19 protein-coding genes and 1 pseudogene are annotated in these 25232 nt (G+C 53.4%); 10 read left to right on the top strand and 10 right to left on the bottom strand.

Features of this window, described 5'->3' with window-relative positions:
- Positions 1–12 precede the first annotated feature (12 nt).
- Entirely contained in the window at positions 13–1554 is a 1542-nt protein-coding gene (locus tag HV314_RS12830; RefSeq protein WP_181545750.1) for a methyl-accepting chemotaxis protein, read from the bottom strand.
- A gap of 515 nt (positions 1555–2069) precedes the next feature.
- Here HV314_RS12830 and HV314_RS12825 point away from each other — a divergent pair.
- From HV314_RS12825 to HV314_RS12795, 7 genes and pseudogenes are all read left to right on the top strand, one after another.
- A complete protein-coding gene (locus HV314_RS12825) occupies positions 2070–3068 on the top strand; it encodes an MsnO8 family LLM class oxidoreductase (RefSeq protein ID WP_181545748.1) in 999 nt (332 codons plus the stop codon).
- The gene (locus HV314_RS12820; RefSeq protein WP_181545746.1) at positions 3068–4189 is read left to right on the top strand and encodes an amidohydrolase; all 1122 of its coding nucleotides are present in this window, start codon (positions 3068–3070) and stop codon (positions 4187–4189) included. Before HV314_RS12825 ends, HV314_RS12820 begins: the two co-directional genes overlap by 1 nt.
- Before the next feature lie 25 nt (positions 4190–4214).
- Positions 4215–6473 (top strand): annotated as a pseudogene (locus tag HV314_RS12815) (NtaA/DmoA family FMN-dependent monooxygenase).
- 10 nt (positions 6474–6483) lie between these two features.
- Entirely contained in the window at positions 6484–6993 is a 510-nt protein-coding gene (locus tag HV314_RS12810; protein WP_016153131.1) for a GNAT family N-acetyltransferase, read from the top strand.
- Between the two features lie 9 nt (positions 6994–7002).
- Complete coding sequence (locus HV314_RS12805; RefSeq protein WP_016153130.1) at positions 7003–7929, top strand: amino acid ABC transporter permease; 927 nt, start codon at positions 7003–7005, stop codon at positions 7927–7929.
- On the top strand, positions 7913–8686 hold the full coding sequence (locus tag HV314_RS12800; RefSeq protein ID WP_181545744.1) for an amino acid ABC transporter ATP-binding protein: 774 nt from the start codon (positions 7913–7915) through the stop codon (positions 8684–8686). The genes HV314_RS12805 and HV314_RS12800 overlap by 17 nt, the downstream gene beginning before the upstream one ends.
- Before the next feature lie 83 nt (positions 8687–8769).
- Positions 8770–9387, top strand: a complete 618-nt coding sequence (locus tag HV314_RS12795; protein WP_016153128.1) for a glutathione S-transferase family protein — start codon at positions 8770–8772, stop codon at positions 9385–9387.
- Positions 9388–9456: 69 nt separating this feature from the next.
- Here the strand turns inward: HV314_RS12795 and HV314_RS12790 are convergent, their stop codons facing one another.
- Positions 9457–10767: an MFS transporter gene (locus HV314_RS12790; protein ID WP_016156557.1), complete on the bottom strand. Its 1311-nt coding sequence runs from the start codon at positions 10765–10767 to the stop codon at positions 9457–9459.
- Positions 10768–10840: 73 nt separating this feature from the next.
- Positions 10841–12037, bottom strand: coding sequence for an L-talarate/galactarate dehydratase (locus tag HV314_RS12785; protein ID WP_181545742.1), 1197 nt, complete (start codon positions 12035–12037; stop codon positions 10841–10843).
- Positions 12038–12308: 271 nt separating this feature from the next.
- Here HV314_RS12785 and HV314_RS12780 point away from each other — a divergent pair, with 271 nt between their 5' ends.
- A complete protein-coding gene (locus HV314_RS12780) occupies positions 12309–13361 on the top strand; it encodes a LacI family DNA-binding transcriptional regulator (RefSeq protein WP_370468755.1) in 1053 nt (350 codons plus the stop codon).
- A 34-nt stretch (positions 13362–13395) separates the two neighbouring features.
- Positions 13396–13623, top strand: a complete 228-nt coding sequence (gene pptA / locus HV314_RS12775; protein WP_047358141.1) for a tautomerase PptA — start codon at positions 13396–13398, stop codon at positions 13621–13623.
- Between the two features lie 38 nt (positions 13624–13661).
- Here the strand turns inward: pptA and HV314_RS12770 are convergent, their stop codons facing one another.
- The gene (locus HV314_RS12770) at positions 13662–15638 is read right to left on the bottom strand and encodes an alkyl/aryl-sulfatase (protein WP_181545740.1); all 1977 of its coding nucleotides are present in this window, start codon (positions 15636–15638) and stop codon (positions 13662–13664) included.
- A 220-nt stretch (positions 15639–15858) separates the two neighbouring features.
- The gene (locus tag HV314_RS12765) at positions 15859–16431 is read right to left on the bottom strand and encodes a flavin reductase family protein (RefSeq protein ID WP_181545738.1); all 573 of its coding nucleotides are present in this window, start codon (positions 16429–16431) and stop codon (positions 15859–15861) included.
- A gap of 157 nt (positions 16432–16588) precedes the next feature.
- Here HV314_RS12765 and nhoA point away from each other — a divergent pair, with 157 nt between their 5' ends.
- A complete protein-coding gene (gene nhoA, locus HV314_RS12760; RefSeq protein WP_181545736.1) occupies positions 16589–17434 on the top strand; it encodes an N-hydroxyarylamine O-acetyltransferase in 846 nt (281 codons plus the stop codon).
- A 57-nt stretch (positions 17435–17491) separates the two neighbouring features.
- Here the strand turns inward: nhoA and HV314_RS12755 are convergent, their stop codons facing one another.
- The 5 genes from HV314_RS12755 to HV314_RS12735 all read right to left on the bottom strand — a co-directional run bounded on the left by HV314_RS12755 (position 17492) and on the right by HV314_RS12735 (position 25174).
- Positions 17492–18385, bottom strand: coding sequence for a PhzF family isomerase (locus HV314_RS12755; RefSeq protein WP_181545734.1), 894 nt, complete (start codon positions 18383–18385; stop codon positions 17492–17494).
- A 135-nt stretch (positions 18386–18520) separates the two neighbouring features.
- A complete protein-coding gene (gene narI, locus HV314_RS12750; protein ID WP_003833047.1) occupies positions 18521–19201 on the bottom strand; it encodes a respiratory nitrate reductase subunit gamma in 681 nt (226 codons plus the stop codon).
- Positions 19198–19893 carry a nitrate reductase molybdenum cofactor assembly chaperone gene (gene narW, locus HV314_RS12745; protein ID WP_016153117.1) on the bottom strand — a complete coding sequence of 232 codons (696 nt, stop codon included), beginning with the start codon at positions 19891–19893 and terminating at the stop codon, positions 19198–19200. The genes narI and narW overlap by 4 nt, the downstream gene beginning before the upstream one ends.
- A complete protein-coding gene (gene narH, locus HV314_RS12740; RefSeq protein WP_016156550.1) occupies positions 19893–21437 on the bottom strand; it encodes a nitrate reductase subunit beta in 1545 nt (514 codons plus the stop codon). Before narH ends, narW begins: the two co-directional genes overlap by 1 nt.
- The gene (locus HV314_RS12735) at positions 21434–25174 is read right to left on the bottom strand and encodes a nitrate reductase subunit alpha (protein WP_181545732.1); all 3741 of its coding nucleotides are present in this window, start codon (positions 25172–25174) and stop codon (positions 21434–21436) included. Before HV314_RS12735 ends, narH begins: the two co-directional genes overlap by 4 nt.
- Positions 25175–25232: the final 58 nt, after the last annotated feature.

The following is a 25232-nucleotide window of genomic DNA, read 5'->3' as shown; positions in this document are numbered from 1 at the left end:
AGCGCCGTAACGTTATGCCGATACGCCAAAGACCTGAACGGCCTGCTGTAAGCGTGATGAACGCTGGGTCAGATCGGCGGTGGCGTCGGTGACGCGCTCCACCATCTCGGCATTATTGTGTGTCATGGTGCCAACGCGTGAAATTGAATCGTTAATCAGATCCAAAGCCTGGGTTTGCTCACGCGTGGCCAGACTAATGTCTTTGATCATCATCGACATCTGCAGTACATCCCCAATCATCCCGGTGAGATGCGTTTCTGTTTGCTCCACCATTTTGACGCCGCTATTAACATTGGCGACGTTCTTCTCAATAAGCTGTTTGATCTCTTTTGCCGCAGACGCCGAGTGTTGGGCCAGATTGCGGACTTCTGCCGCAACAACGGCGAAGCCACGCCCGGATTCCCCGGCTCGCGCGGCTTCAACCGCGGCATTGAGCGCCAGAATATTGGTCTGAAAGGCGATGCTGTCGATCACGCCAATGATGTCAACGATCTGCCCGTTGTCACGCGATATCGCCTGCATCATGGCGATAGTTTGTTTCATGATATCGCCGCCTTCTGCAGCGTTGGCGCTGGTTTTATTGGCCATGGTCATGGTATGTGCCGCCGTCTCAGCGGTTTGCTGTACCGCGCTACCAATTTCTTCAATGGCCGCAGCGGTTTGTTGCAGGTCGGCAGAGGTTTCTTCTGAACGCTGATGCAGCGCCGTACCTTCTTTTGACACCCGCTGACTGATAGCGCGAATACCGGAAATTTGCGTACTGACGTCATCGACCAGAGAATTCAGATTAAGCCCGGACTGATTAACCAGTCGCATTAGCATTCCGATCTCATCCACCCGATTTAAATGACAGTTATCAGGTTTACGTCCGGACACCACTTTCTTCATTTGCGTCAGGAGCGTATTAACTGGCTGACAAATTTGATACTTAAGGTAAATAGCCAGCGCCAGAAATAACACCAGCAAGCCACCCGACTGAATAAAGGGATTAAACGGGGCGAAGATAAATAACAAAGCGAGCAGGGCCGTCACCCCTAAAGAATAATTGACGCGCTGGCTGATATTCAGCCATTTAAACATGGAAGTCCATGCCAATAAGCCGCGACGAATGATAATCCCTTTAAAAAGTCGAAAGCCTTTAAACTGCTGACTATTCATTTTTTGGTATAAACTTTCGCTGTGAGTTATTTCATCACGCGAAGGAACGGTACGCACTGAGATGTAACCGGTGAGTTTTTCATTGTGCCAGACCGGCGTAACGTTGGCGCGAACCCAGTAATGGTCACCATTTTGGCGGCGGTTTTTCACCATACCCGTCCAACTGTCTCCCTGCTGTAGCGTGTACCACATATCAGCGAATGCAGCGGGAGGCATATCAGGATGGCGAATAATATTATGCGCTTCGCCCATTAATTGATCTTCGTTAAATCCGCTGGCATCGATAAAAGCAGAGTTAGCGTAGGTAATATGACTTTCTTTATCCGTCGTTGAAAGCAGCGTCGCTTTGTCGTTAAGTGCGTGCTCAATTTGTGTAACGGGCATGTTACTTTTCATAGAGGCCCCATAATGATATGTATAATCCATACAAAAATTCCCGCAATAAAATCGGGAGGAATATTAAAAAGCCGTTTTAAACCGTTTTAATAAGAAACGCTGCATTCTCTACTAATCATCATTTCTGTGGAAGTATTTAAATTAAAAAATCTCTGTGGAATATTCATTCAGGGTCATAAAACTGAAACATTTTATACAACCGCATAACGTTTTAAGTCATTTAACCTGACTTAACGTAAATCGCGTTAAAAAACGTTTTCGCAAAAAGAAAACTGGCATGAAATGATTTGGATGTTATTCCCGTGAGACCAACGACCCTATTATATTTTGTAGGCCATACATTCCGCGTGTTTCAGTTTCGTGTTCCGACCAGTACAAGGCGATCCGAATTTTAACCCTGACAGCGTCAGGGCTGGTTATCTACTTTTTAGCTGAGCAAATGTGAATTAAATGTTTCTGCATGGTTATCTGATAATTTAATAATAATGACATGTTAACAAGCATAGGCCCGTAACATGTCATATCGCCTGAGTATTCTGGATAAAAGCCCCCTCGGGGAAGGTGAAACCGCCGCGATGGCGCTTGCCCGGACGTTACGTCTGGCGCAGCGGGCAGAAGAGTGGGGATACCATCGTTTCTGGATCGCGGAACACCATAATACGCCACAGCTGGCCAGCCCATCACCGGAGCTGATGATTGCCTGGATCCTCGGGCAAACCCAGCGTATTCGCGTTGGCTCCGGTGGTGTGATGCTGCAACATTACAGCCCGTACAAAGTGGCGGAAAACTTCAATCTTCTGGCCTCGCTGGCACCCGGGCGTGTCGATCTCGGCGTAGGGAAAGCCCCTGGCGGCTTACCACTGTCGACTCGGGCACTACAGCAAGGAGTGCATCAGGATGAAAAAGGCAGTTTTGCCGACCAACTTTCCCAGCTTAACGACTGGCTGACGCTGAGCGGCACGGAAAGCGGAGAAACGGTATTTCCGACGCCAATCCCACCGATACCGCCGGAAGGATTTGTCCTGGGAGCCAGTGTGCAAAGCGCACAGTTAGCAGCGCAATTCAATTGGCATTTTATCTTCGCGGCACACCTCAACGGTGACCGCGCGTTATTGCGTGACGTTTTGTCCTTCTGGCAGGCCCACAGCGCACGTCCGACGATAGTTGCCGTCCAGGTGATTGTGGCTGACAGTAACGATACCGCCGCGCAGCTTGCGGAAAACGTGCAAATCTGGGGCGTGGAGTTGGAGAATGGTCAACGTGTCACGGTAGCCAGCGAAGAGCAGGCGCTGGCATTCGCCGCGCAGGCCGGCAGTCCGCCACGCAAAATCGCGCGTCGTGAGCAGGCGTTGTTACACGGCACGGCTCAGGAGGTGATGGCAAAGCTGAATGCCCTGCATACGCAATTTGGCATTGAGGAGTTCATTATCGACACGCCAGTGGCGGAAGGTCACGCGCGTCTGACATCGCTGCGGTTGTTGGCGCAAGCCCATAACGCCGTGGAGTTGCTCTGATGACTCTGGCCTCAACGCTTATCAACTGGCGTCGTGAATTACACCAGCACCCGGAACTTTCCCTGCAAGAGGTGGCAACGACGGCGCGCATTCACGCCTGGCTGCACGCAGCGGACGTCGAGATTTTACCGTTCGACCTGAAAACCGGTCTGGTCGCGGAAATCGGGCAGGGAGAAGATGTCATCGCGCTGCGAGCGGATATCGATGCGCTACCGATAGAAGAAAGCGCCGATGTGCCGTTTCGCTCCCTCACACCGGGAGTGATGCATGCCTGCGGACATGACGTTCACACCAGCGTCATGCTGGGCGCCGCGCTGCTGCTTAAACAACAGGAAACAAACTTACCGGGTCGAGTACGTATTTTGTTTCAGCCCGCTGAAGAGAGTTTCGGTGGCGCAAAAACGCTGATCCGCGCCGGTGCGCTGCACAACGTTGCGGCTATTTTTGGCATGCACAATGAGCCAGGTTTACCAGTGGGGGAATTTGCCACACGCGGCGGTGCGTTCTATGCCAACGTCGATCGCTTCGTGCTGCGTATTAATGGCAAGGGCGCACATGCGGCGCGTCCGCATGAAGGCAGAGATGCCATCCTGCTCGCCAGCCAACTGGTCACGGTGTTGCAAAGCGTTGCCAGTCGCGACGTTAACACACTGGATTCAGTGGTACTTAGCGTGACCCGTATTCAGGGAGGAAATACATGGAATGTGTTGCCAGAATCCGTTGAGCTGGAAGGGACGCTCAGAATGCACCGGACTTCGGTGCAGCAGCAGGTTAAAGCACGGGTTAATGACATCGCCGCCGGTTTTGCCCACGCCTTTGGCGCACAAATCGACGTTATCTGGCATGCGGGGCCGACCGCGTTGGTAAACGATGCACGTTGGGCCGATATCGCCACCGCCGTGGCGAAACAATCAGGCTACACCACCCACCATGCCGACCTGCATATGGGCGGCGAGGATTTTGCTGTCTATCTGCAAAATACGCCTGGCGCATTTGTCAGTATTGGCAGCGCCAGTGAATACGGATTACATCACCCGGGCTTCAATCCGGACGAACGTTTAATTGAACCTGCCGCGCATTACTTTGCACAGTTAGCAAAAACGGCATTCGCACATCTTTAAGTTTACCTGTTGGGTAGGGGTTATTATGGCTGAAAATCGGCAACTACGGCTCGGCACTATTCTGCATGGCGCAGCGGGAAATATGTCCGCATGGCGTCATCCTGCGGCACAGGCCGATGCCAGTATTAATTTTGATTTTGTCAAAGAGACGGCGCTTATTGCGGAAAAAGGGAAGCTGGATTTTATTTTTGTCGCCGATGGTCTGTATATTAATGAAAAATCAATCCCACACTTTTTAAATCGCTTTGAGCCGCTGACGGTATTATCTGCTTTGGCCAGCATTACCCAAAATCTGGGATTGGTTGGCACGGTATCCACGTCATACAGCGAGCCGTTTACTACCGCACGGCAGTTCGCCAGCCTTGATCATCTCAGCCAGGGGCGAGCCGGATGGAACGTGGTCACATCACCTCTGGAGGGTTCGGCAAAGAACTATTCCCGTGCCCAGCATCCAGAACATGCCCTGCGTTATCGTATCGCCGATGAATATTTACAGGTGGTGAAAGGACTGTGGGATTCCTGGGAAGATGATGCTTTTACCCGTAATAAGGCAAGCGGAGAATTTTTTAATCCGCAAAAACTGCACACGCTTAACCATCATGGAGATTATTTTCAGGTCGCAGGGCCGTTAAATATTGGGCGCACGCCACAAGGCCGTCCGATTATATTCCAGGCGGGCGCTTCACAGGATGGTAAGAAATTAGCGGCGCAGCATGCCGATGCTATTTTTACCCATCAGGAGTCGCTGGCGGAGGCCAAAGAGTTCTATCAGGATGTAAAAAGCCAGTTGGCCTACGCCGGGCGACATCCCGAACAACTGCATATATTCCAGGGCGTCAGCGTGATTGTTGGCGACAGCGCAGAGGATGTTGAGCAGCAGTATCAGACTACCGCTGCGCTGGTCTCTATTACCGACGCGCTGAACTACCTGGGCCGCTATTTTGAACATCATGATTTCGCCCAATATCCACTGGACGCACCGTTCCCGGATTTGGGTTCCCTTGGACAAAACAGCTTTCGCAGTACGACTGATGAGATCAAACGCAACGCGCGTGAGCGTGGCTTAACGCTACGCCAGGTTGCTCTGGAAGCGGCCAGTCCACGCCCACGTTTCAGCGGTACGCCGCAACAGGTTGCCGATGGTCTTCAGCAGTGGTTCGACGAAAAAGCCGCAGACGGTTTTATCATCCAGGGGGGAACGCCAGATACCTTCCCGCGTTTTGTCGAACAGGTTGTCCCCGTGCTTCAGGCGCGTGGCCTGTTCCGCCATGAATATCCCGGTACGACCCTGCGCGCAAGCCTGGGACTCGCGACACCTGCAAACCAATTCACACAATAAGAGAAAAACGCTATGCAGAAAAAATCAGTCTTCCTCGCGCTGTCACTGGCTTTCAGCGCTAACGTCTGGGCAAATGATGTGACTATTAACGGTACGGGCGTAAGCCTGGAAGCCAATAAAACGCCAATCAATACGGCAAAAAATCCGCAGGCGATTGCGCAGTTGCCCGCGAACCTGCACCTGGCCGTGCCGGGTAAATTCACCGTGGCGATTGCCGGGTTAAGCCAGCCGCCGCTGACCGTCTTTGCCGATGACAATAAGACACTGATCGGCAGCGAGGCGGACATCGCTCGTCTGGTGGCTGACAGTCTGGGGCTGGAACTCAACGTCGTGCCCACGTCATGGGAAGACTGGCCGCTGGGCGTCACGTCCGGCAAATATGATGCCGCGATCAGCAATATTACCGTCACCAAAGCCCGCAAAGAGAAATTCGATTTCGCGACGTATCGTAGGGACTCCCTTGGCTTCTATGTCAAAACCGGCAGTAAGCTGAAGAAAATCGAGCAGGCAGAAGATATCGCCGGTCTGCGCATCATCGTCGGTTCGGGGACAAATCAGGAAGCCATCCTACTCGCCTGGAACGATGAGAACGTGAAGAAAGGGTTGCAGCCGTTTACGCCGGTGTATACCAAAGATGATGCCGCGCAAACCCTGGCTCTGCAGTCAGGCCGCGCCGATGCTTACTTCGGTCCTAACGTTATCGGCGCGTGGAAAGCTGCACTCAACGGTAAAACGCAACGGGTGGGCAGCGTTGATGGCGGTTGGCCAAAAGCGGCACACATCGCTGTGACGCTGAAAAAGGACAGCGGTCTGGTTCTGCCGGTACAAACCGCCCTCAACGGCGTAATTGGCAACGGCGACTATGACAAGGTGCTGAACCGCTGGGGAGAAGGGGTGGAACGTATTCCGCAATCTGAAATCAACCCGGCCGGTTTAGGCGACTAAGGAGGTCATCGTGAGCGATCAATTTCGCGTGGTCTCACCTGAAGCCAGCGAGCTGCAGCCAATTTTGAACGGTCTGTTCGGTGAATATGCCGCCCGCTATGGCGATTATTTTTCTCGCGACGCTGAAGTGGAGCTGACCGAATGGTATCTGGCACCGCAGGGACTTTTCGTGGTACTGGAGCGCAGCGGCGAGATTATCGCCACCGGGGCCTACAAACCTTACGACAAAGACACCGCCGAGATTAAGCGCATCTGGACGAAAAGCAGCCTGCGTCAGCAGGGGCTGGCGGCGCGCGTGGTGCAGGAGCTGGAACGCAGGGCGCTGCTGGCGGGCTACAGCCGGATTTATCTGACCACGGGATTTCGCCAGCCGGAGGCCGTGCGACTTTATTTAAGCCAGGGCTACGATCCGCAATTTGATACAGCGCGCGATCCCGAAGAGTACAGCCTGCCACCGTTTGATGGCCGGCTGCGCTTTACCAAACTGTTGACCATCGCCGGTCAGGCCAGAATAGCCTGAGGAGAGAAGATGAAAACGACGGAGAGTATTAAAGTCGTACCGGCGCGCTATCCGATGCGCACCGCAGGAGCAGTCATTGCCTTGTTTGTCCTGGCGGTGATTATCCAGTCCGTGGCGTTTAATCCGCGCTGGGAATGGGGCGTGTTTGCCCGTTGGTTCTTTGATCCGGTTATCTTGTCCGGCCTTGGGCAAACTCTGCTACTGACGCTTATCGGTACGCTGTTGAGTATTATCATCGGTGGTCTGCTGGCGCTGGCACGGCTTTCATCTTCCTGGCTACTGAACGGTCTGGCATGGGGATACATCTGGCTGTTTCGTTCGTTACCGCTGATTGTGGTGCTCATCGTTTTGTACAACTTCTCCTATTTGTACGACACGCTGGCGATTGGTATTCCGTTTACTCCCATTCAATGGGGCAGTTTTGAGACCATCAATGTGCTCGGCCAGTTTTCCACCGCGGTGGTTGGCCTGACGCTGGTGCAAAGCGCCTATACCGCTGAAATTATTCGTGGTGGATTTTTAGGGGTTGACCACGGCCAGTACGAGGCAGCGGCAGCGCTGGGCTTACCCGCATGGCGACGTACGCTGCGGATTATTCTACCGCAGGCGCTGCGCACCATTTTGCCTGCTGGCTTCAATGAAATCATCAGTCTGGCGAAAGGGACGGCGATGGTATACGTGCTGGCAATGCCTGAGCTGTTCTACACCATCCAGATGATCTACAACCGCACGCAGGAAGTGATCCCGCTGCTGATGGTGGGTGCGGTGTGGTATCTGGTGATCACCAGCGTCCTGTCGTTAATTCAGCACCTGGTGGAACGCGCGCTGGCCCGCAGCGAGCGACGTTCAGCAATCAATACCGCCCGGGTGAGTCGTGCAGAAAAACGCAACCGTCAACGTCCGCAGCAGGAGGCCGTCCATGTCCCACTCGCCTGAAGGCCATATTTCCATTACCGGCGTCAGCAAATACTTCGGTCGCCACAAAGCGCTGGATAATGTGTCGCTGGAGATCCCTCCCGGAACGGTAACGGTTATTCTTGGCCCGTCCGGTTCAGGGAAATCCACACTCTTGCGGACGATCAACCATCTGGAGCGCGTCGATGAAGGGTTTATTCAAATCGATGGCGATTACATTGGTTATCGTCGGCAGGGAGACAAGCTGTATGAGCTGAAAGAGGCGGAAATTTTGCGCCAGCGCGTTAACGTCGGCTATGTATTCCAGAATTTTAATCTGTTTCCGCACTTAACGGTGCTGGAGAATTTGATTGAAGCGCCCATTGCGCACGGTCTGGCATCGCGTAAAGCCGCCACCGAGCGGGCATTAACTCTGCTTGATGCCGTTGGCTTGCGTAATAAAGCCGGTGCCTGGTCGCGTCATCTCTCCGGCGGTCAGCAGCAGCGTATCGCTATAGCCCGTGCGCTGGCGCTAAATCCACGCGTTATGCTGTTTGATGAACCCACTTCAGCGCTGGATCCTGAACTGGTAGGCGAAGTTCTGGATGTCATCAAAGCACTGGCGCAGTCGGGAACCACGCTGGTTGTGGTGACGCACGAGATTGGGTTCGCCCGGGAAGTGGCGGATCAGGTGGTGTTTATGGTCGATGGCAAAATTGTCGAACAGGGCAGCAGCGAGCAGGTGCTGAATCATCCACGCCACACGCGCACCCAGCAGTTCTTGTCGAAAGTGCTGTGAACTTCAAGGGAAAGATAGGCAGGTCTGCATAGACTGACGAATGCTGCTCTACACTTAGGGTTTTAACTTTGGGGGGTTGCAGCATGATTAAGGTCTATGGGGTGCCGGGCTGGGGATCGGCCATCAGTGAAGTGATGCTCACACTGGCGGAGATCCCTTACAGCTTTATTGATGTGGATGGTTTTGACCGCGACGGGCCTTCGCGGGAGTTGCTTAAAAAAATGAATCCGCTGTGCCAGGTGCCCACACTGATACTGGAAAATGGTAACGTGATGACGGAAACGGCGGCGATCGCCCTGATGATCCTCGATCGTTGTCCTGAACTTGCGCCACCCGTTGGGCACGCTGAGCGCCAGCAGTTTCAGCGTCTGTTGATATGGCTGGTGGCAAATGTCTATCCAACGTTTACCTATGCCGATTATCCACAACGCTGGGTACCAGACGCCGCGGCGCAGTTGAAAAAGAACTGTATTGAGTACCGCAAATCGCTTTATATGTGGCTGAACGACCAGCTAAGTGCTGAGCCGTACGCGTTTGGCGATCAGCTAACACTGCTGGACGTTTATATTGCCGTTATGCGTACCTGGGGGCCGGGGCATGACTGGTTTCAGGACAACACGCCCAATATCAGCGCCATCGCTGACGCGGTTTGCCAGCACCCGCGACTGCGTACTGTACTGAAAAATAATAAGATTATTTAAACAAAAAAACGCTGTTCCGCAGGAGTGCAAATCCCGGAACAGCGGGCGAACTATCGCCATAAGCTTACATTACGCGACGGACGGGCTCAGCGTAATACGATCCAGCGGCCCCACGATAAACAGATAAGAAATCAGGCCAATCAGCCCCATCGAACCGACGTACAGAATGGCGTAATCGAATGACTGGGTATTCGCCAGAATGACGCCGATCACCAGCGGCGTGATAATACTCGCCATATTGCCGCACATATTGAATACGCCGCCAGCAATGCCGAGCACTTCTTTTGGTGAAGTATCGCTAAGTACGCACCATCCCAGATTGCCAAAGCCTTTGGCGAAAAATGCCAGACTCATCGCCGCGATAACCACAAATTCTGACGAGGTGTAGTTAGCGATAACGATGACACAGGAAAGTAACATTCCGCAGATAACGGGTAGCTTACGAGCAACCGTCAGGCTGTAGCCGCGTTTTAATAGCCAGTCTGAAAAAACGCCCCCTAACAATCCACCGATAAAACCGGCAATAGCAGGAATACTGGCGACAAACCCCACTTTAAGGATCGACATTCCTTTAGCCTGATACAGATAGGTAGGAAACCAGGTCAGGAAGAACCAGGTGATTGACGTCACGCAGAACTGCCCGATGTAAACGCCAATCATCATGCGGTTGACGCAGACGCTTTTTATTTGCGCAAAGGTAATCTTCTGTGGCTCTTTTTTATTTCCCAGCGACGGTTCGCCACCGCCTTCCCGGATATAGTCAATTTCCTGCTGGTTTACCTTCGGATGATGCATAGGATCTCTGACTTTTACCAGCCAGAAGATGCCAAGAATAACGCCAATCGCCCCAATGTAATAAAAAACAAAGTGCCAGCTGAGATTATGCAAAATAATCGTCATTAACGGTGTAATTACCCCTAACGAGATATATTGCGCGGCCTGGTAAACTGAGGTGACAAATCCTCGTTCGTTATTAGGAAACCACTGCACGCTTAATCGGCTGTTGGCAGGAAAGGCCGGAGCCTCAATGGCACCCATCAGTAAACGTAAGATTATCAATACCACAAGTGGACTGGCATACAGATAAATGGTGCCCTGAAACATGGTCACCAGCGACCAGCCAATCAGGGCGCAGCCGTATACCAGACGAGAACCGTAGCGATCAAGTAGCCAGCCGCCAGGCAATTGCATAATGACATAAGAAATACCGAAGGCAGAAAAGGCCAGCCCCATTGCTTCGGGATCAAAACCTAATTCTTTGCTCATAATCGGAGCCACGACGGATAACGTCGCGCGATCGGCGTAATTAAATACGGTGGCAAGAAACAGAAATATCAAAATACCGTAACGCACTTTTGTGCGCTTTATTATTGTGTTCATCACCCACTCCTTTCATAAGGTTGAGAGCGTTTCTGTAGGGAAGAGGGCGGGTATTACTTACCCGCCAAATAAATTAAGGACGTTTACCAAACTCGCAGGTTAATTGCGTCCAGCTACGTGTCTGCTCGCTGATGCTGAACCCCAGGCCGTGACGGTCGGAAACCCACATCCGCCCATCGCGCAGCTCAAGCTGTTCATTAAATAACGGGTTCAGCCATTCGAAATGTTCCAACCATGGCTCAAGCGGGTAAGCGGCGGACAGATGCAGGTGAACTTCCATGGCAAAGTGCGGAGCCAGTTTGCGACCGTGTTTCGCCGCCAGGTCCATAATTTTCAGAAACGGTGAAATTCCCCCCACACGCGGTGCATCGGGCTGCACAAAATCACTGGCATTACCGAGGATCAGCTGTTCATGTTCGCGGAAACTGGTCAGCATTTCACCGGTAGCAATCGGGGTATCAAGCGCGGCGGCCAGTTGGGCGTGACCTTCCACATCGTAGGCATCCAGAGGCTCTTCAATCCAGATCAGATTGAACTGCTCCATTTTTCGCCCCATACGAATGGCGGTTTCTCGATCCCACTGCTGATTGGCATCGACCATCAGCGGGAAGTCATCGCCCAGCGCTTCACGCACCGCGGTTAAGCGGCGAATATCCTCGGCGCAGTTTGGCTGACCAACCTTGAGTTTGATGCCGCCAATGCCGTTTTCACGGGAAATAACGACGTTTTTGAGCACCTGATCCAGCGGCGTATGCAGGAATCCGCCGGAGGTGTTGTAACACTGCACGGAGTCCCGGTGTGCACCCAATAGTTTTGCTAGCGGCAACCCTGCACGCTTGGCCTTCATATCCCACAAGGCGATATCGATAGGGGAGATAGCCTGAACCGCCATGCCGCTGCGCCCTACGGAAGCTCCAGCCCACAGTAGCTTGGTGTAGATCTTGTCGATATCGTTTGGATCTTCGCCTAACAGGTTATCGGCAATTTCTTTGGCATGAGCATAGATTCCCTGGCCGCCAGCCCGTTTGGAGTAACTAAATCCAACGCCTTCAAACCCGTCGCGACTGCGGATCTCCGCGATAATAATGGCGACTTCGGTTAGGGGTTTCTGGCGACCGGTCAGCACTTTGGCATCGCTCACGGGTGTTGCCAAAGGAAGGAAAGCCAGGGACAGCTTAACCCACTCGATACGGTCGCCGGTTTCAGCCGCGGTTTTTGCATTGGCTGATTTGGCATACGTTACGGCATCGGAATTCGCACTTAATGACATTTTAATCTCTCCTGGGGATAACGAATGATTGCGCTAACATTTTTAGTGTTAGCGCAATCATTGCGCCAGCGAATTGAATGCGTTTTGAACAATCGCTCACAAATACTGAGACAAAAGGGCAGTAACTTGTAAACAGCATCACATTCCAATACTTTATGGGTAAATGCACAAGTCATTATGATGGCGCTATCATTTCAGATGGCGCTAATTAACTAAGCTGCTGTTTTCTCAGCGTTATCGTAGAGGGGCGCTGGCAATAGCCGAAATCATGATGAATAATGCCAGGATAAATCAGCGATTTTTGACAAGGGCATCGACAGTGAAAAATCCCAGACCTCCGCGCGCACCCACGCTGGAAGATGTTGCCCGTACCGCGGGATTGTCGCCCATGACGGTGAGCAGGGCGTTGAATACCCCGCAACTGGTGCGCCCGAGAACAGTAGAAAAAGTGATGCAGGCGGTACGCGCCACTGGCTATATTCCCAACGCGCTGGCCGGGGGGCTGGCGTCGCGTCGCAGTAAGCTTATTGCTGTGGTTGTCCCACAAATTAACAACAATATGTTTGTCGATACCATCCAGTCATTAAGCGATGAACTGGCTGAACGCGGATACCACATTTTGCTCTGCGTGTCGGGTTATACGCCGCAAACAGAGGCTGAGCTGGTGGCGACGCTGCTTTCTCGTCGCCCGGATGGTGTAGTGCTCACCGGTATCCATCATACCGCCGAGCTGAAAAAGGTGATTCTTAATGCGGCCATCCCGGTCGTGGAAATATGGGATTTAACGCCAACGCCCATCGATATGCTGGTGGGGTTTTCGCATGAAAAAGTCGGGCAGGCGGTAGCAGACTATTTGCTGGACAAAGGGTATCGCCGTCCTGGTTTGCTATGGACCGCCGATCGCCGGGCAGGCCAGCGTAAACAAGGACTGTGCGATGCGCTGAGTCGTCATGGTATCGCGGCTGGCGCACAGGTGGATGTCCCGCTTCCTGCCTCTCTGGCATTGGGGCGTAGCGGGTTGGCACAGCTATTGGCTGAACGCGCGTTTGATGTCATCGTCTGTAGCTCAGATACGTTAGCTCAGGGGGCGATCATGGAAGCCGAAAGCCGTGGTCTACGCGTGCCGCAGGAATTAGCGGTAATCGGTTTTGGCGATCTCGACTTTGCCGCCAGTAACCGACCTGCCATCACCACCGTCAGCGTCGACAGACGGGCTATTGGACAACGCGCCGCCTCTCTGCTTGCCGATCGTATCGAACAAATTCCGCGTGAAGACGATATCATTGATGTTGGATTTCACCTGGTGGAACGAGAATCCGCATAAGTTACCTGCATCCCAAAACAATAAGGAATCTGCTATGCCGCACGTCGATATCAAATGTTTTCCTCGCGACCTGAACGACGAACAAAAATCCGCGCTGGCGGCGGATATTACCGACGTCATTATTCGTCATTTGCAAAGCAAAGACAGTTCAGTGAGCGTGGCGCTTAATGAAATTGAGCCCGAGGCGTGGCAGGGCGTGTGGGATGTGGAGATTGCGCCGCAGATGGCCAGGTTGATTAAAAAACCCGGCTACAGCATGTAAGACAAAACGGGCGGATTTTCCGCCCGTTTTCGTTGTGCTTACGGTGTAACGATGTTGAACCAGAACTCGAACTTATCCATATAGCCGAGCATGGCATCAAGCCTGGCACCGTCGCCAGTTATCTTCACATCTCCGCTGTCCTGTGCCTGTTTCAGCGTCACTTCCTTGAGGATAATTTTATTCAGCGTGTCGCGATTCAGCGTGATCGTGGCGTCGGCATCTTTCGCTTCGGCATTGGCGGTATGGTTCAGTACGCCATTCTCCAGCTCAAGCTTGTATTTACCGCCGTCGCTGCCGAGGTCGATGTTAAATACTGATTTCGCATCGCCCGCTTTTTGTCCGTTAATATGTACCGCCAGATAATCGAAGAACATTTCCGGCGTCATGGCACGAACGGTATCCGGGCTGGCAGTATTCGGCGTTGGGCCTTTGACCACGCCGCTACGCAGCTCTTGCGCCCCGGTCAGGTAGAAGTTACGCCACGGGCCGGATTCAGCCTGATACCCCAATTGCTCAAGCGCATCAGCTTCCAGATTACGCGCGGCCTGGTTATTCGGATCGGCAAACACCACTTTGCTCACTACCTGAGCCACCCAGCGGTAGTTACCCTGGTCATAGTCAGCTTGTGCTTTTTGCAGAATGGCATCCGCACCACCCATATAGTCGACAAATTTCTTCGCAGATTCTTCCGGCGGCAGTTCATCCAGCGTGGCCGGGTTGCCGTCAAACCAGCCAAGATAGAGCACATAGGTCGCTTTTACATCATGGCTAACGGAGCCATAGTAACCACGGTTAGCCCAGGTATGGGCCAGTGAGTCCGGCAGCTTAAAGTTCGCAGCGATTTCATCGCGGGTCAGACCTTCGTTGGCCATGCGCAACGTCTGGTCGTTGATGTATCGATACAGATCGCGCTGGCTTTTCAGCAGCCCCACCACCTTGTCATTACCCCAGGTTGGCCAGTGGTGCTGCGCCATCAGCACTTCGGCTTTATCACCCCAACGTACAATCGCTTCGTTGATGTATTTAGACCACGGCAGCGGTTCACGGATTTTGGCCCCGCGCAGAGAGTAGGTGTTATGCAGGGTGTGAGTGACATCTTCAGCAGACTCAATCAGTTTCTTTTCTTCGATGAACCACAGCATTTCCGAAGGTGCTTCAGAACCCGGAGCCAGCATGAAGTCATAGGTCAGGCCATCAATGACCTCTTTTTGTCCATCTTTCTCAATGATATTCGTTGGCGCAATCAGGGTAACGGTTCCCGCGGAGGTCGTGGTTCCCAGTCCCGCGCCGACCTGACCTTTGGCATCAGGTTTTAGCAGGTTGCCGTACATATAGCTCGCACGGCGGCTCATGACGTTACCGGCCATAATATTCTCAGCGACCGCCGCTTCCATAAATCCGGCTGGCGCATAAATTTTTACTTTGCCCGCTTTAACGTCGGCTTCATCAACAACACCGCGTACGCCACCATAATGGTCAACGTGGCTGTGGGTATAAATCACCGCGACAACCGGTTTTTGACCGCGATTTTTAAAGTAAAGATCCATCCCGACTTTAGCCGTTTCTGCTGAAACCAGCGGGTCAACTACAGTGATGCCTTCTTTACCTTCAATAATGGTCATATTCGACAGATCGAGGTTACGGATCTGGTAAACGCCATCCGTTACTTCAAACAGCCCGCTGATGTTGATCAACTGGGACTGGCGCCACAGGCTTGGGTTTACCGTATCCGGCGCTTTATCACCTTCTTTAATGAACGCGTATTGCTGCGGATTCCAGATAACATTTCCCTGTTCGCCTTTGATCACTTCCTGCGAGAGCGGAGCGATAAAGCCTTTGTGGGCATCGGTAAAGTCGGTGTTATCGGAGAATGGTAATTGGTTATATAGCGCGTTGTTGACTTGTTGCGTGGCGGCGGTAGCGTCTTTGGGGGCTTCAGCGGCCATAACGGGAACAGCAAACGATGTGAGTAACCCAGCAAGTATAAAACTTTGTGCGATTCTATTTAGTTGCATCGTAAAACCTCTCTGACACTTTATAAGTACAGTTGGGGGATGCTGTGCTGCGTTGACGGATAGCCTTTTGAAGAGATATTAGAGTTAGTGCAAGAATAACTATAATTCATGCGAATGATTCAGCAAGAAAGCGAAGGAATATGCTTTATATGGCTGATTTTTAAGGGGGATGCAAATCATTGAGGATGACAGGAGAGTCCTGCCATCCGTTTGTACATCGTTATTCACCTACAGTAATGTTTTTTCCACTGGTGACAAACGTTCCGGCCCCAAGGTGATGCAGGGTATTGAGCTTGCCATCATCAAACTGCCAGCGTCCTTCCACGAAGGCTCGCTCATCAGCGGCAGCCGAGACCACTTCACCAAACAGCGTGTCATATTTTTCCTGTGCCGCAGTGGCAGGCAACAGGCGACACTCCATCCAGGCCAGACATTTTGCTTCAATCAGCGGTAAACCCAGTACCGGTCCCTGCACCACGGGAATGCCGTAGCAGTTGAATTTATCTTCCACACGACCGGAAACGCTGCCTACGGCCCAGGTCCAGTTGGCGGCGGCAACGCCCGGAATAACGATGCCGAATTTGCCGCTACGTTCAATGAGCTCACGTGACCAGGCGGTCTTGTCGACAACAATCGCGATCCGCGGTGGTTCAAACTCCACGGGCATTGACCACGCGGCAGCCATCACATTTCGCCGCTCGGTATGCTCATCCCGGCTGGTGATTAATATCGTTGGGCCGTGATTTAGCAACCGACTGGCATGTTTTAATTCGATCGGACGAAAATGGCTCATGGATGCTCCTTGGCTGAGAGATAACACACCACAATAAACATAGATATTAACGGTATTAGCGATTTTGTCGCCTCGTCTGGAGGAACAACGCACAAAATCGACGGCGCAAAATTAAAAATGCGCTATAAGTACTGCATTAATCGAACAGGAACTCCGTATGACGCCTTTTTTAACCGCTTATTTTGCCCGTATTGGCTGGTCAGATTTGGCCAGGGTCAACATTGAAACCTTACGGGCGCTGCATTTACTGCACAACGCCGCCATACCTTTTGAAAACCTGGATGTATTGCTTCCAAGAGAGATGCAGCTTGACGATTTGTCTTTGGAGGAGAAGCTGGTGACGGCGCGTCGCGGCGGCTATTGTTTTGAACAGAACGGAGTATTTGAGCGGGCGCTACGCGAAATCGGTTTTACCGTACGCAGTCTGCTCGGACGTGTGGTACTGGCGAACCCGTCAAGCCTGCCACCACGCACGCATCGTCTGTTGCTGGTTGAGTTGCAGGGGGAGCAGTGGATCGCCGACGTTGGTTTCGGCGGGCAGACCCTGACGGCGCCGATTCGTCTGCAGGCGAATGTTGAGCAGAAGACACCACACGGCGAGTATCGGTTGATTCAGGAAGGTGAAGACTGGATCCTACAGTTCTGTCATCACGAACACTGGCAATCAATGTACCGTTTCGACCTTGTCGTACAGCATCAGAGCGATTATCTGATAGGCAACTTCTGGTCCGCTCACTGGCCGCAATCACATTTTCGCCATCATTTGCTGATGTGTCGTCATCTGCCTGACGGCGGGAAATTAACGTTAACCAATTTTCATTTCACCCATTATCAGGATGGACACGCGGTAGAACAGATTAATCTGCCTGACGTCCCCAGCCTGTATGCCTTGTTGCAGGAGCGGTTTGGCCTAGGCGTGGATGACGTGAAGCATGGGTTTACCCAGGATGAGCTGGCGACGGTAATGGCGGCGTTTGATACGCATCCGGAGGCGGGGAAATAGGGGCATCGGAATTAGTGCCGGATCGGCGTAATCGCCTTATCCGGCCTACGGGAACAATTAAAAATCTATCGCCCATTCTGCGTGAAACAGGATCACCGCCGAACCGGTAATGGTGACTTTTTCTGGCTGGTTATTACGGATAGTCACCGTCACATCAACAATACCGTCGCGCCCGAGCGCACGGCCCTGATGTCCCTGAACACGTAACGTTTTCCCATCATGCGCCATCAGCCCATGGTGAACCAACCACGCGCCCATTGGACCGTTGGCATTGCCGGTAACCGGGTCTTCCACAATCCCAATCGCAGGCGAAAACATGCGGCCATCGGTGGCGTTTTCGCCCGGGCGGATTTGAAAAGGAAAGAAGCCGTTACAACCAATTTGTTGGCTGATGGCTGTCAAAGCCTGCAAATCAGGGGAAAGGGCGTCGAGGTCCACCTCAGGCTTGAGCGGAATCATCACTTTCGAATGCCCGGTGGTAGCAACCTGAATCGGCAAGCCTGCCAGCATATCGTCTTCGCTCAGGTGTAGGGCCTCGATAATCGCACTACGAATAGCCCCTTCCAGCGGAGGTTCAAATCCGGGTACGCCTTGTTCAAGGCTAATACGATAGCCATTCCCGGTAGCTTCGATATCCACCCGATGACGACCGGCCAGCGAGGTTTGCCAGACTGTACTGTTGCCCAAGCCAAGCACGTTTGCCCGCACATAATGTGCAGCGACGGTAGCATGCCCACAGATAGGAACTTCTACCGTCGGCGTGAAATAGCGGATGCGAACATCGCTGTCGTCGCTGGTCAGCAGGAAAGCGGTTTCCGAATGACGCAGCTCGCGAGCAATGAGTTGCATCTGTGTTTCGCTCAGTCCGTCAGCATGCAAAACCACGCCTGCTGAATTGCCGCGAAAGGGTACCGAGGTAAAGGCATCGACGTGGTAAACCTGTGGTTTCATTAACGTTCTCCCTGGAATGGAGAAGCATCATAACGTGCAAAATGCCGGATGGCGATGATCGCTATCTTATCCGGCCTACGGTGCCTGGTTGTAGGCCGGATAAGGCGTGCCGTCACCCGACATTTCAATGCGGATTTATCGGCGTGAACGCACTATTTGATAACGGCGGGTAAAGTACTCAAACGGCGCGCTCCACACGTGAACCAGGCGCGTGAACGGGAACAGCAGGAAGATAGTCATCCCCAGAACCAGATGCACACGGAAAATCAACGCCACGCCATCCAGATGCGCAGACGCGCCGCCCTGGAAGGTCACCACCGACTGCGCCCAACCTACCAGTTTCAGCATTTCACTGCCGTCGGGATGCTGCGCAGAGAATGGGATGGTGGTTAAGCCGAGGATACACTGAATCAGCAGAACACAGAGGATCAGGATATCGGCAGTGGAGGAGGTTGCACGAATGCGCGGATTGGTCAAACGACGTACCAGCAAGCCAGCGCCACCGACCAGCGTCAGCACGCCACAGAGCCCACCGGCGATCATCGCCATCTGCTGCTTCACCGCAATCGGCAGGAACCAGGCATACATCCAGTGCGGGGTTAACATGCCAAACAAGTGCCCGAAAAAGATCCCCAGAATGCCGATGTGGAACAGGTTTGACCATAACACCATGCCGCGTTTGTCCAGCATCTGGCTGGAAGAGGCCCGCCAGGTGTATTGCCCGTAGTCATAGCGTAGCCAACTGCCGAGGATAAACACCGTGCCGCACAGGTACGGGTAGATATCGTAAAAAAAGACGTTCAGGTACTGTATCATTTCGGGCCTCCCGCGCTGACGTCGACATACTGAGGTGCCACGTCCTGGCTAAAGCGTCGTTGATAGTTTTGTAACGGTGAACTGTCACAGGCGGTGGCGTTATCCTCGATAAACTTCACCTGTTCCTCTTCCCAGACGGCATCCAGCGCCTGTCGGGTATCGTCGCGGGTTTCCGTGCCAACCTGTTTAGTGACACTGTCACTTGAAAGAGGGCTTCCGGCAAGCAATAGCAGGGCGTCAAACAGTTGATACCACGGCGTATCACGCTGTTTCAAACGCCCACCCAGCAGCGCCAGAATCGGTGCGACGTTCTGCAATCCTTCTTTGGCCTCCGCTTCCGGCAACACGCTTAAGTACTCCAGATACAGCGGCAGATGATCCGGCAGTTCGCGGCAGTCGAGCTGCAGTCCGACCTTTTCGTACTGCGCCAACAGATCAACCATCGCCTGGCCCCGATCGCGAGACTCGGCGTGCACGTGCTCAAACAGCAGCAGAGAGGTGGCCCGGCCCCGGTCAAATATCTCACACCATTCGGCTTGTTTATCCAGTAATGGCGCATTGAGCAGCCCCTGGCTAAATTCGGTAAGCATTGGGGCATCGCTGGCCACAAGCGCCAGCGCCTCGTCTTTACACTCCCACAGCAACTCGTCGGGATATTCCATCAGCAGGCCGATAACCTTCAGGATTTGCATTATTCACCCTCCGCTTTATCGCGCACTTCGGTGATGTCGATGGCGTCAATACGACTGCTGTTAAACAGGTTGAATTTGGTATCTGAACCATGGCAGCCGTCGCCAAAGGTAAATCCGCAACCGTTTTTCTCCGGGAACGCATCACGCGCCATTTCACGGTGGCTGGTCGGGATCACGAAGCGGTCTTCATAGTTAGCGATGGCCAGATAGCGATACATCTCTTCAACCTGCTCAACGGTCAGACCCACTTCCTCAATCGCGCGGGTGTCCGTAACGCCTTCTACGGTTTGCGAACGCATATAATGGCGCATGGCCATCATTCGTTTTAGCGCGCGCAGCACCGGACCGGTATCGCCCGCGCTAAGCATGTTGGCAAGGTACTGAACCGGAATTCGCAGTGATTCAACCGCTGGCAGAATGTTGCCATTGTGCGGCAGTCCCCCCGCGTCAGCGACCGACTGAATCGGCGACAACGGCGGTACATACCAGACCATCGGCAGGGTGCGGTATTCCGGGTGCAGCGGCAGCGCCAGCTTCCAGTCCATCGCCATCTTGTAAACGGGCGAACGTTGGGCCGCTTCGATGACGTTGTGCGGAATACCTTGTTTTAACGCCTCTTCAATGACCGCCGGGTCGTGCGGATTGAGGAACACATCGCACTGACGCTCGTAGAGATCGGTCTCATGCTCGGTGCTGGCTGCTTCTTCGATGCGGTCGGCGTCGTACAGCAATACGCCAAGATAGCGGATGCGTCCCACGCAGGTTTCCGAACATACCGTCGGCTGGCCGGACTCAATACGCGGGTAGCAGAAAATGCACTTTTCTGATTTACCGCTCTTCCAGTTAAAGTAGATTTTTTTGTACGGACAACCGCTGATGCACAAGCGCCAGCCACGACATTTATCCTGGTCGATCAACACGATGCCGTCTTCTTCACGCTTATAGATGGCACCGCTCGGGCAGGTGGCGACACAGCTTGGGTTCAGGCAGTGTTCGCACAAGCGCGGTAAATACATCATGAAGGTGTTTTCGAATTGCCCGTACATCTCCTTTTGCATTTTCTCAAAGTTACGGTCGCGGGCACGTTTTGAGAACTCACCGCCGAGCAACTCTTCCCAGTTAGGACCCCAGATAATCTTGTCCATCCGTTTGCCATCTATCAGCGAACGCGGACGTGCGGTGGGCTGATTCTTGCTTTCCGGCGCGCTATGCAGATGCTGATAATCGTAGGTAAAGGGTTCGTAATAATCATCGATTTGCGGGATCACCGGGTTAGCAAAAATTTTGGTGATAACGCCCATCTTGCCGCCCAGGCGCGGCCTTATCTTCCCGTTAACATCGCGAACCCAGCCGCCTTGCCACTCTTCCTGATCTTCCCAGTTTTTCGGATAGCCAATGCCTGGCTTGGTCTCAACGTTGTTAAACCACGCATATTCCATCCCTTCACGTCCGGTCCAGACGTTTTTACAGGTGACGGAGCAGGTGTGGCAGCCGATGCACTTATCCAGATTAAGAACCATGCCTACCTGTGAGCGTATTTTCATTTTTTCGCCTCCTGTACCTGATCGCGACCTTCATCATCCAGCCAGTTAATATTTTTCATTTTTCTAATCATGATGAACTCATCGCGGTTAGAGCCGACCGTGCCGTAATAGTTGAAGCTGTATGCCAGTTGCGCATAGCCGCCGATCATGTGCGTGGGTTTCGGGCAGACGCGGGTGACTGAGTTATGGATCCCGCCGCGCATACCGGTGACTTCCGAGCCAGGGATATTCATGATTCGCTCCTGAGCGTGATACATCATGGTCATTCCCGGCGGCACGCGCTGACTTACCACAGCACGCGCGGTGAGCGCACCGTTGGTGTTAAAGGCTTCAATCCAGTCGTTATCCTCAATGCCCAGCTCTTTAGCATCGGTCTCACTGATCCAGACAATCGGGCCGCCGCGCGACAGCGTCAGCATCAGCAGGTTTTCGCTGTAGGTAGAATGGATTCCCCATTTCTGATGCGGAGTCAGGAAGTTGAGCGCTTTTTCCGGGAAGCCGTTAGGCGGAACTTCGCGCATATTGCTGACGCTTCGGGTATCGATAGGCGGACGATATGCCACCAGACTTTCACCAAACGCTCGCATCCACGCGTGATCCTGGTACAACTGTTGGCGACCGGACAGGGTGCGCCACGGGATCAGCTCGTGGACGTTGGTATAGCCTGCGTTATAGGAGACATGTTCACTTTCCAGCCCGGACCAGGTGGGGCTGGAGATGATTTTGCGCGGCTGCGCCTGAATATCGCGAAAACGGATTTTCTCGTCTTCTTTGTTCAACGCCAGATGCGTATGGTCGCGTCCGGTCATCGCTCCCAGCGCTTCCCAGGCTTTCACCGCCACCTGACCGTTCGTTTCCGGTGCGAGGGCGAGGATCACCTCAGACGCGTCCAGCGCGGTGTCTATCAGTGGTCGGCCTTTCGCCGGACCTTCGCGTTTGGTGTAGTTCAGCTTGCCGAGGAAATCGACCTCCGCTTGGGTATTCCACGTAATACCTTTCCCGCCGTTACCGAGCTTGTCCATTAGCGGACCGAGCGAAGTGAAGCGTTCGTAGGTGGCGGGATAGTCACGTTCCACGACGGCAATATTGGGCGCCGTTTTCCCCGGGAGGAGATCGCATTCGCCTTTACGCCAGTCCTGAATGTCAAACGGCTGCGCCAGTTCTGCCGGGGAGTCGTGTTGCAGCGGCTGCAATACCACATCCGTTTCTTGCCCAAGGTGCCCGACGCAAACCTCAGAGAAGACTTTGGCGATGCCTTTATAAATTTCCCAGTCGCTCTTGGATTCCCACGCAGGATCGACTGCCGCCGACAGCGGGTGAATAAACGGATGCATATCCGAGGTGTTCATATCGTCTTTTTCATACCAGGTGGCGGTCGGCAAAACGACATCGGAGAACAGGCAGGTACTCGACATACGGAAATCGAGCGTTACCAGCAGATCAAGCTTGCCCTCTATCGCCGCGGACTGCCATTCCACCTCTTCAGGTTTGATACCTTCGCTTGAACCGAGCGCTTCCCCCTGGATCCCGCTTTCGGTACCCAGCAGATACTTGAGCATGTATTCATGCCCTTTACCGGAGGAGCCGAGCAGGTTAGAGCGCCAGACGAAGAGATTACGCGGATGGTTGTTACCACTATCAGGCTGCTCGCAGGCAAAACGAATTTCACCCGATTTCAGCGCCTGTGCAGTGTATTGCGCAGGCGACACTCCCGCTTGTTCTGCCTTTGCTTTGACGGTCAGAGGGTTGAGGTTGAGCTGCGGCGCGGACGGCAGCCAGCCCATTCTTTCTGCACGCACGTTAAAGTCGATCAAATGTCCGCTAAACTTCGACGCGTCAGCCAGCGGAGAGAGGAGTTCCTGAGCGGTGAGTTTTTCATAACGCCATTGGCTGGAGTGATTGTAGAAAAACGAGGTGCTGTTCATCTGACGCGGCGGGCGGTTCCAGTCCAGCGCAAAGGCCAGCGGCAACCAACCGGTTTGCGGACGCAGTTTCTCCTGACCCACATAGTGCGCCCAGCCGCCGCCGCTTTGTCCCACACAACCGCAGAACACGAGGATGTTAATCATTCCACGGTAGTTCATATCCATGTGATACCAGTGGTTGACGCCAGCCCCGAGGATAATCATCGAACGGCCATGCGTTTTGTGCGCCGTATCGGCAAACTCACGGGCGATTTGTTCGATATGACGGCGAGGGACTCCAGTAATTTGCTCTCCCCAGGCCGGGGTGTAGGCTTTCACTTCGCTGTAATCTTGCGCGCTATGAGCGTCATCCAGACCGCGGTCGAGGCCGTAATTCGCCAGCACCAGATCATAGACGCTTACCACCGGGCAACGGCTGCCGTCGGCGAGGGTAAGATGTTTTACCGGCAGTTGACGAATCAGCACGGGTTCCTGTTTCACGCTGCGAAAATGTGGGTTTTCGTTACCGCCGAAGTAGGGGAATGCCACGCCAGTCACTTCATCATGCTGACCGAGCAGCGAGAGGGAAAGTTCTGTTTCAGCGCCAGCCGCCAGTGGCTCTAGGTTCCATTTACCTTTCTCGCCCCAGCGAAAACCGATAGACCCGTTCGGGACCACCAGTTCGCCAGCAGTGTTAAAGGCCACGGTTTTCCACTCCGGATTGTTACTTTCGCCCAGACCATCGACAAGGTCTGAGGCGCGCATCATGCGCCCTGGCACGTAGCTGCCATCTTCCCGGGCATCCAGCAAAACCAGCATCGGCATATCGGTATAGCGACGACAGTAATTGATGAAGTAATCGCTGGGATTGTCGAGGTGGAATTCTTTCAGGATGACGTGGCCCATCGCCATCGCCAACGCGCTGTCTGTCCCTTGCTTGGGGGCCAGCCACTGGTCACACAGTTTGGCAACTTCCGAGTAATCCGGCGTAATGGCAATCGTCTTGGTGCCTTTGTAGCGTACTTCAGTAAAAAAGTGCGCATCCGGGGTACGGGTCTGCGGCACGTTTGACCCCCAGGCGATGATGTAGCTGGAGTTATACCAGTCGGCGGATTCTGGAACATCGGTCTGTTCGCCCCATGTCATCGGTGATGCAGGCGGTAAGTCGCAGTACCAGTCATAGAAGCTCAGGCAGGTTCCGCCCAGTAGCGAAAGATAACGTGTGCCTGCGGCATAGGAGACCATCGACATAGCAGGGATCGGGGAGAACCCGGCCACGCGATCCGGGCCATAGGTTTTCACCGTCCAGACGTTGGCGGCGGCAATGAGCTGATTAAGCTCTTTCCAGTTGGAACGGATAAAACCACCGCGCCCGCGTACCTGCTTGTAGCTCTGGCATTTTTGCGGGTCGTTCATAATGGATTCCCAGGCCAGCACCGGATCGGGCTGGCGGGACAGGGCGTCGCGCCACAGTTCGATCAGACGTTTACGCACCAGGGGATATTTCAGACGGTTGGCGCTGTAAAGATACCAGGAGTAGCTGGCACCGCGCGGGCAGCCACGGGGTTCATGATTTGGCAGGTCAGGGCGGGTACGCGGGTAGTCGGTTTGCTGCGTTTCCCAGGTCACCAGTCCGTTTTTGACGTAGATTTTCCAACTGCATGAGCCGGTACAGTTAACGCCGTGGGTAGAACGCACAATTTTGTCGAACTGCCAGCGCTGACGATAGCTGTCTTCCCAGTCCCGGTTGGTGTGCATCACTTGCCCGTGCCCATCGGCAAACGTATCGCCCTTTTGTTTAAAGTAGCGAAAGCGATCGAACAGTTTACTCATGACATAACTCCTGCTTTGAGAATATTGCCGACGGTGAATCGAACGGTAGGCCGGATGG

This window comes from Citrobacter sp. RHBSTW-00887 (assembly GCF_013728095.1).
Taxonomy (GTDB): Bacteria; Pseudomonadota; Gammaproteobacteria; order Enterobacterales; family Enterobacteriaceae; genus Citrobacter; species Citrobacter braakii.
This window is presented reverse-complemented; position numbering and strand designations above follow the sequence as displayed.